General features: G+C 71.8%; 1 protein-coding gene. It reads left to right on the top strand.

From position 1 onward, the window contains the following. Positions 1-330 precede the first annotated feature (330 nt). Positions 331-1,404 carry a DUF3533 domain-containing protein gene (locus tag ACI2LP_RS34365; RefSeq protein WP_404728460.1) on the top strand — a complete coding sequence of 358 codons (1,074 nt, stop codon included), beginning with the start codon at positions 331-333 and terminating at the stop codon, positions 1,402-1,404. Positions 1,405-1,782: the final 378 nt, after the last annotated feature.

The following is a 1,782-nucleotide window of genomic DNA, read 5'->3' as shown; positions in this document are numbered from 1 at the left end:
AGGCGTCACGGCGCAACTGCTCCTCGACGAGGACCTGGAAGGCACCCGCCTGTGGCTCAGGCGGTTGCTGACCGGGCTGCTCACAGCCGACAGCACGCACACCGCGAGACCCGCACCCGACGACGCTGCGGGGTGAGCGAACGCCCCCGAGTGCGAGACACCGCACCGCTGGCGGCGGACGCCCCCAAGGCGATGCCGGCCGCCGGGCGGACCGATCCCGCCGCCCCGTTCCCGCATCCGTGTTCCGACACCGAACACCCGGCACCGGGCACGAGCCCCGGACACCGAACGACCGAGCCCAGAACACCGAACCCTTAAGGACACCACAGGATGACCTCCGGACCTCCCGCCGCCGCTTCCGAAACGCCGCAAGCCACCAAGCCCCACGGATTCACCGCCGAACTGCGCGACGCCGTCAGCATGCGCGGAGTGCTGCTCGTCGTCGGCGTGCTCGCCCTCCAACTGGGGTTCGTCCTCTCCTACATCGGCGCTTTCCACGCACCGACTCCCCACCGCATACCGGTCGCGGTCGTCGCGCCCGCCCAGGCGGCCGACCGGGTCGTCGACCAACTCAACTCCATGAAGGGCGATACCGTCGAGGCCCACACGGTCGGCAGCGAAGGGCAGGCCCGCGCCCAGATCCTCGACCGCACCGTCGACGCGGCCGTCATCGTCAACCCCAAGGGCACCACCGACACCCTGCTCGTCGCCTCCGCGGGCGGCCCCGCGGTCTCCTCCACCGCCGCCCAGATCGCCCAGAGCGTCGAACAGGCCCAGAAGAGGCAGATAACGGTGAGCGACATCCGGCCGCCGGCCGCCAGCGACGGCCGGGGCATGTCGTCCTTCTACCTGGTGCTGGGCTGGATCGTCGGCGGCTACCTGGCCGCCGCCATCCTCGGCATGGCCGGCGGCGCTCGCCCCGCGAACCTGCACCGCACCCTCATCCGCCTGGGCACCCTCGCCGTGTACGGCGTCCTCTCCGGCCTGGGTGGCGCGATCATCGCAGATCCGGTACTGGGCGCGCTGACCGGTCACTTCGCCGCGCTGTGGGCGCTCGGTTCGCTCGTCGTCTTCGCAGCGGCCGCGACCACCGTCGCCTTCCAGGTGCTGTGGGGCATCCTTGGCATCGGCGTGACCATCGTCCTGTTCGTCGTCCTGGGCAACCCCAGCGCGGGCGGTGCCTACCCTGCCGCGCTCCTGCCGCCGTTCTGGCGGGCGATCGGCGACTGGCTGCCGCCGGGGGCTGGCACTACGGCGGTACGCAACACGATCTACTTCTCCGGCCACGCCCTCACCCAGCCGTTGTGGGTCCTCGGGCTGTACGCCGCCCTCGGCGCACTGCTCGCCGTCGTCGCGTCCGCGCTCCACATCCGGCGTACTCGGCAGACCGACGTCGCGGTCTGACAGAGCGGCGCCGGGCTCCCTGACGGGCCGTCCGCACAACGGCGACTGGGTGAGCCGGGCCGACTTCCGGCAGAAGCTCGAGCGTCCATGAGACCGACCGTGGCCGTCGCGCCGGCCTGCCGGTGGGAGAGGGAGTCGGCGAGCCCGCCCAACCCGGTGGGTTTGACCCACCACGTTGAGGCCGCTGCTGGTGGCCAGGTGGCTGATCATGCGGCCTGCGAGCGTGGTCTTGCCCGCTTCAGGTGCCGGACCGGAAGCGGATGCCCGTGTACGGGCGTACGTCGATGACAGTCATGCCCGCCGCGTGGGCCGCCTCGACGCCCTCGTCACTGTCCTCGTAGACGGTGCAGCGCGAGGGGTGGGCCCCGAGCAGCTCGG

Origin of the sequence: Streptomyces sp. NPDC019890 (genome assembly GCF_044903445.1) — a bacterium.
Taxonomy (GTDB): domain Bacteria; phylum Actinomycetota; class Actinomycetes; order Streptomycetales; family Streptomycetaceae; genus Streptomyces.
The sequence above is the reverse complement of the archived record's forward strand: the minus strand, read 5'-3'. Positions and strand labels throughout refer to the sequence as shown.